We start from the raw sequence: 4993 nt of genomic DNA on the forward strand, positions 1-4993 counted from the left end.
GTGTCCAGCGCGGCCTGGGCGGCGGCAGCGCGGGCGGGCCAGTCCGGCGCGGCGGCCCAGCCATCGTCGATCACCAGCAGCAAGGGGCCATCCCCCGCCGTGCCGGCGCCGGGTCCCCAGACCGGCCGCGCCAGCCCCAGCACGATCAGCGCCGCCGCCACCAGGCGCAGCAGCAGCAGCCACCAGGGCGTGCGGCTGGGCGTCTGCTCCGGTGCCGGCAGGTCCCGCAGCAGGCGCAAGGCCGGAAAGACCTGCCGGCGCGGTGCCGGGGGCGTCACGCGCAGCAGCCACCAGATGGCCGGCAGCAGGGGCAGGGCCAGCAGCAACCAGGGAAGCACGAAGCCGATGGGGCCGAGTTGCAGCATCGGGGGCGGTTATCCGGGCGAGAGGGCCTGCCACAGCGCCAGCAGCGCCGCCTCGGGCGGGGCATCGGTGCGGTGGGTGGTGAAGCGCCAGCCGGCGGCGGCGGCAATGGTGGCGAGGCCGGCGCGATGTGCCGCCAGCCTTTCGGCATAAAGGGCGCGGACGCTTTCCACGCGGGGCAGCAGCAGCGGGTCCTCGCCGGCCGCCAGGGCCTCGAAGCGGATGCGGCCGGTATAGGGCAGGGTTTCCTCCGCCGGGTCCAGCACCTGCACCAGATGCCCGGTGACGCCGCGGGCGGAGAGCGCGCCCACCGCCGCGCGGGTCTCCTCCAGCGGTTGGAGGAAGTCCCCAAACAGCACGGCGCGGGCATGGCGAGGCAGGCTTTCGTCACCCGGCGGCGCCATGTGCCGCTGCATGGCTTCCGCGAGGGAGGGCAGGACGCCGCGCCCGGCGAAGGCGCGCCGCAGGCCCAGCAGCCGCACCCTTTCGCCCCCGCGCAGCAGGAGCGAGGCCAGGGCCAGCATCAGCAGTTCGGCCCGCTCCACCTTCTGCGGCAGCTTGCCGGAGGACCAGCGCATGGTCTCCCCGGCATCGCGCCAGAGGGCGACGCTCTGGGCCGCCTCCCATTCCGTTTCGCGCACGAAGAGGCGGTCGGACTTGGCGCTTTGCCGCCAGTCCAGCCGGTTCAGCGCATCGCCGGGGGTATAGGGGCGGAACTGCCAGAAGGCGTCGCCCTGGCCGGCGCGGCGGCGGCCATGGACGCCCTGCATCACCGTCGCGGCCACCCGCTCCGCCGCCACCACCAGTGGCGGCAGCCGGGCGCCCAGCGCCTCGGCGCGCAGGGCGGTGGCGCGCGGGGCCGTGCCGGTCTCAGCCAAGGCTGGCCTTCAGGGCGCCGATCACGTCGGAAAGCTGCACGCCATCGGCGCGGGCGGAGAAGTTCAGCGCCATGCGGTGCCGCAGCACCGGGTCTGCCAGGGCGATCACATCCTCCACGCTGGGGGCCAAGCGCCCGTCCAGCACCGCGCGGGCGCGGGTGGCCAACATCAGCGCCTGTGCGGCACGCGGGCCGGGGCCCCAGGCCAGGTGCTTGCGCACCGATTCCAGAGAGCCGGTTTCCGGCCGCGCCCCACGCACCAGCTTCAGGATGGCCTCCAGCACCTGCTCGCCCACCGGGATGCGGCGGATCAGCGCCTGCGCTGCCATCAGCTCCGCCGCCGTGATGGCCGGGCGGGCCTTGGCATCCTGCGAACCCGTGGTGGCCAGCAGCATCTGCCGCTCGGCGGCCTCGTCCGGGTAGCCGACATTCACTTCCAGCAGGAAGCGGTCGAGTTGCGCCTCGGGCAGCGGATAGGTGCCTTCCTGCTCGATGGGGTTCTGCGTCGCCAGCACATGGAAGGGCGCGGGCAGGGGGTGGGACTGGCCGGCCACCGCCACCTTGCGCTCCTGCATCGCCTGCAACAGCGCCGATTGCGTGCGGGGGGAGGCGCGGTTGATCTCGTCCGCCATCAGCAACTGGCAGAAGACCGGGCCCTTGATGAAGCGGAAGGCACGGCGGCCGCCCTCGGCTTCCTCCAGCACCTCGCTGCCCAGGATATCGGCGGGCATCAGGTCGGGGGTGAACTGCACCCGGCCCTCATGGAGCCCAAGCACGGTGCCGAGCGTCTCCACCAGCCGGGTCTTGCCCAGGCCGGGCACGCCCACCAGCAGCACATGGCCGCCGGAGAGAATGGTGATCAGCACCTGCTCCACCACTTCGGGCTGGCCGAAGATCACTTCTCCAACCGCGGCCTTGACGCGGGCCAGCCGAGTGCCAAGGGCCTCGACCTCCGCAACGAGGATGGTGGGATCGGTGGGGTCCGCCACTTCAACCATGCCGGTCGGGCTCCTTATATAGCCTGGATATGGGGGGCCGGAGGTTCTTCGCCAGCCGCCACGATCCAGGAGCGAGACTTGGAAAGCGTATGACCAGTGGGCGCACGGACAAAGCATTGAATGCAATGCAACAGGCGGATGTGAGCGGCGATTGCTGCCGCCCCATCGCCGCACGCGGGGGCGATCCCTGCGGCCTTCCCCTGGCCGGGCTGCGCCCGGGCGGCGCGCGGGAAGGCCGCCCGCCCAGGCCGAGGGTGGATTGCGGCACGCTGGACATGCGCATCGCCCGCGACGGTTCCTGGCACTACAAGGGCAGCCCGATCGGGCGGAAGGAGCTGGTCTGCCTCTTCGCCTCCGTGCTGAAGCGGGAAGAGGATGGCTCCTTCTGGCTGGAAACCCCGGTGGAGCGCGGCCGCATCGAGGTGGAGGACGCGCCCTTCATCGCCGTGGAGGTCTTCTGGCGGCAGTGCGAGGGGCGGCAATGCCTGACCTTCCGCACCAACCTGGACGAGATGGTGACGGCCGACCACGACCACCCCATCCGCGTCGCGGTGGACCCCCGCACGCGGGAGCCTCGCCCTTATGTGAAGGTGCGCGGTGGGCTGGAGGCGCGCATCAACCGCGCCGTCTTCTACGAGCTGGTTGCCCTGGCCGAGCCTGAGAAGGTGGATGGCCGCGATGTGCTCGGCGTCTGGAGCGAGGGCGTCTTCTTCCCCATCGACGACATGCCTGCCGAGGCGCCGCGCGCCCCCCGCCGCGCCAGCCGGGGCGAGGGCCGGGCGCCACGCGCCAGCGCGAAGTGAGCACCCCGCCGGAAGAAGGGCTGGGCACCATCGAGGCGCTGGGCGCGACGGAGATCGCGCAGCGCCTGCGCGACCCCGTGCGCCTCGCCCGCGCCGAGCCCACGGCGACCGAGGGCCATGAGGAAGTGGGCAGGCCGGTGGCGGCGGCGGTGCTGGTGCCGGTGGTGCTGCATCCCTCGCCCACGGTGCTGCTGACCCTGCGCACCACGAAGCTTTCCAGCCATGCCGGGCAGGTCGCCTTTCCCGGCGGCCGCATGGAGCCGGGCGAGAGCGCCGAGCAGGCCGCCCTGCGCGAGGCCTGGGAGGAGATCGGCCTTGGCCCCGCCTTGCCGAAGGTGATGGGCCGCCTGCCGGACCACCTGACCGGCACGGGCTACCGCGTCACGCCCGTGGTGGCGCTGCTGCATCCGCCGCTGAAGCTGGTGCCGGAGCCGGGCGAGGTGGACCTGATCTTCGAATACGACCTGAAGCGCCTGCTGGACCCCGCCTTGCCACAACAGCAAAAGGCCCGTTTCCGCGGGCGGGAAAGGGCCTTCTGGGTCTGGCCGCATGAGCGGCACTATGTCTGGGGCGCCACCGCCGCCATCCTGCGTAACCTGGCGCTGGTGCTGCGGTAGCGCGCCCGGGCCGGGATCAGAGGATCCGCAGGCGCCCCAGCACATAGCCAATGCCGGCGCCGATCAGCACCGAGGTCAGCGGCTGCTCACGGATGCAATCGCCGAGCTGGCCCAGCATGTTCTCGGCCGAGCCGTGGGCCTGGTTGTACATGCCCCGCGCCTGCATGCGATTGTCGCCGGTCAGGTTGCCGGCGGCTTCCTGCACGCGGCCGAAGGCATCGCGGGCGGCGCCGGACACGCGGTTTTCATCAACCATTTTCGTCTCCTATCCTGTCTTCGCCGGCTGGCGCCGGCCTCCAGCTGAGCAACGCGGCTTGGCCGGTTTGGATGCGGCCGCATTGCGTGACAGATCGTCACGTGCTGCCTTGCCGCCGCCATGACCGAACCCGACCCGCCGCACGACCGCATCGACCCGCCCGCCTCGCTCTCGGAAGGCGCGCCCGCCGCCGTGCTGGCGGCGCTGCCGGGCGCGCGGGTGGTGGGCGGCGCGGTGCGGGACCTGCTGGCCGGCCGCCCCGTGCATGACGTGGATGTCGCCGTCGCCCTGCCGCCGGAGGAAGCCGCCGGGCGGCTGCGGGAGGCCGGCATCAAGGTCTTCGAGACCGGGCTGGCGCATGGCACCGTCACCGCCGTGCTGGAGCACCAGCCGGTGGAGGTCACCAGCCTGCGCCGCGACCTGGTGACCGATGGCCGCCACGCCCAGGTGGCCTGGAGCACCGACTGGCGCGAGGATGCCGCCCGGCGGGACTTCACCTTCAACGCCATGTCCATGGATGCCGGCGGACACCTTTGGGATTACTTCGGCGGTCGGGCCGACCTTGCCGCCGGCCGCGTGCGCTTCGTGGGTGACCCGGCGACGCGCATGGCGGAGGATTACCTGCGCCTTTTGCGCTTCTTCCGCTTCCATGCCCGCTACGGCACCGGGGCGCCGGACCCTGTGGCGCTGGCCGCCATCCGCGAGGCCGTGCCAGGGCTGGCGCGGCTTTCCGCCGAGCGGGTCTGGATGGAGCTGAAGCGCCTGCTGGAAGCGCCCGACCCCGGCGGAGCCCTGACGCTGATGCGCGAGGCCGGCGTGCTGCCCGCCATCCTGCCCGAAGCAGGGGGGGAGGGCACCGCCCTGGCCCGCCTGCTGGCCAATCCTCAGGCCCCGGTGGAACCCCTGCCGCGGCTGGCGGCCCTGCTGGCGCCCGGCACCGATACGGAGGCCCTGGCCCGCCGCCTGCGGTTTTCCTCGGCCGAGGCGGAGCGGCTGCGGCACCTGGCGGACCCCGCGTTGCACCCGGCGGCGGACCTGGAGGGCGCCGCGCTACGCCGCTGGCTGGCCGCCATGCCGCC

At 72.8% G+C, this 4993-nt stretch carries 7 protein-coding genes; 3 read left to right on the forward strand and 4 right to left on the reverse strand.

Annotation, left to right across the window (positions count from 1 at the left end):
- The 3 genes from IBL25_RS24365 to IBL25_RS24375 all read right to left on the reverse strand — a co-directional run.
- Positions 1 to 365, reverse strand: a 365-nt coding sequence (locus tag IBL25_RS24365) for a BatA domain-containing protein (RefSeq protein ID WP_187781056.1), incomplete at its 3' end; no start/stop codon positions are given.
- Positions 366 to 374: 9 nt separating this feature from the next.
- Positions 375 to 1241, reverse strand: coding sequence for a DUF58 domain-containing protein (locus IBL25_RS24370; RefSeq protein WP_238940640.1), 867 nt, complete (start codon positions 1239 to 1241; stop codon positions 375 to 377).
- Entirely contained in the window at positions 1234 to 2238 is a 1005-nt protein-coding gene (locus IBL25_RS24375; RefSeq protein WP_187781057.1) for an AAA family ATPase, read from the reverse strand. The genes IBL25_RS24370 and IBL25_RS24375 overlap by 8 nt, the downstream gene beginning before the upstream one ends.
- Positions 2239 to 2363: 125 nt before the next feature.
- Between IBL25_RS24375 and IBL25_RS24380 the strand changes: the two genes are divergently transcribed.
- Complete coding sequence (locus tag IBL25_RS24380) at positions 2364 to 3041, forward strand: DUF1285 domain-containing protein (RefSeq protein WP_238940641.1); 678 nt, start codon at positions 2364 to 2366, stop codon at positions 3039 to 3041.
- Positions 3038 to 3658, forward strand: a complete 621-nt coding sequence (locus tag IBL25_RS24385) for a CoA pyrophosphatase (RefSeq protein ID WP_367615684.1) — start codon at positions 3038 to 3040, stop codon at positions 3656 to 3658. Before IBL25_RS24380 ends, IBL25_RS24385 begins: the two co-directional genes overlap by 4 nt.
- Before the next feature lie 16 nt (positions 3659 to 3674).
- On the opposite strand, the gene IBL25_RS24390 is transcribed toward IBL25_RS24385, so the two are convergent.
- On the reverse strand, positions 3675 to 3914 hold the full coding sequence (locus IBL25_RS24390; RefSeq protein ID WP_187781058.1) for a CsbD family protein: 240 nt from the start codon (positions 3912 to 3914) through the stop codon (positions 3675 to 3677).
- Positions 3915 to 4034: 120 nt separating this feature from the next.
- Between IBL25_RS24390 and IBL25_RS24395 the strand changes: the two genes are divergently transcribed.
- A partial coding sequence (locus IBL25_RS24395; RefSeq protein ID WP_187781059.1) for a CCA tRNA nucleotidyltransferase occupies positions 4035 to 4993 on the forward strand: 959 nt, incomplete at its 3' end.

Origin of the sequence: Pseudoroseomonas ludipueritiae (assembly GCF_014490445.1) — a bacterium.
GTDB classification, from domain to species: Bacteria; Pseudomonadota; Alphaproteobacteria; order Acetobacterales; family Acetobacteraceae; genus Pseudoroseomonas; species Pseudoroseomonas ludipueritiae.

Bases quoted from the DNA above. Each gene is read 5' to 3' on its own strand.
- IBL25_RS24375 (WP_187781057.1), bottom strand. From the start codon at position 2,238: ATGGTTGAAGTGGCGGACCCCACCGATCCCACCATCCTCGTTGCGGAG.
- IBL25_RS24380 (WP_238940641.1), top strand. From the start codon at position 2,364: ATGCAACAGGCGGATGTGAGCGGCGATTGCTGCCGCCCCATCGCCGCA.
- IBL25_RS24390 (WP_187781058.1), bottom strand. From the start codon at position 3,914: ATGGTTGATGAAAACCGCGTGTCCGGCGCCGCCCGCGATGCCTTCGGC.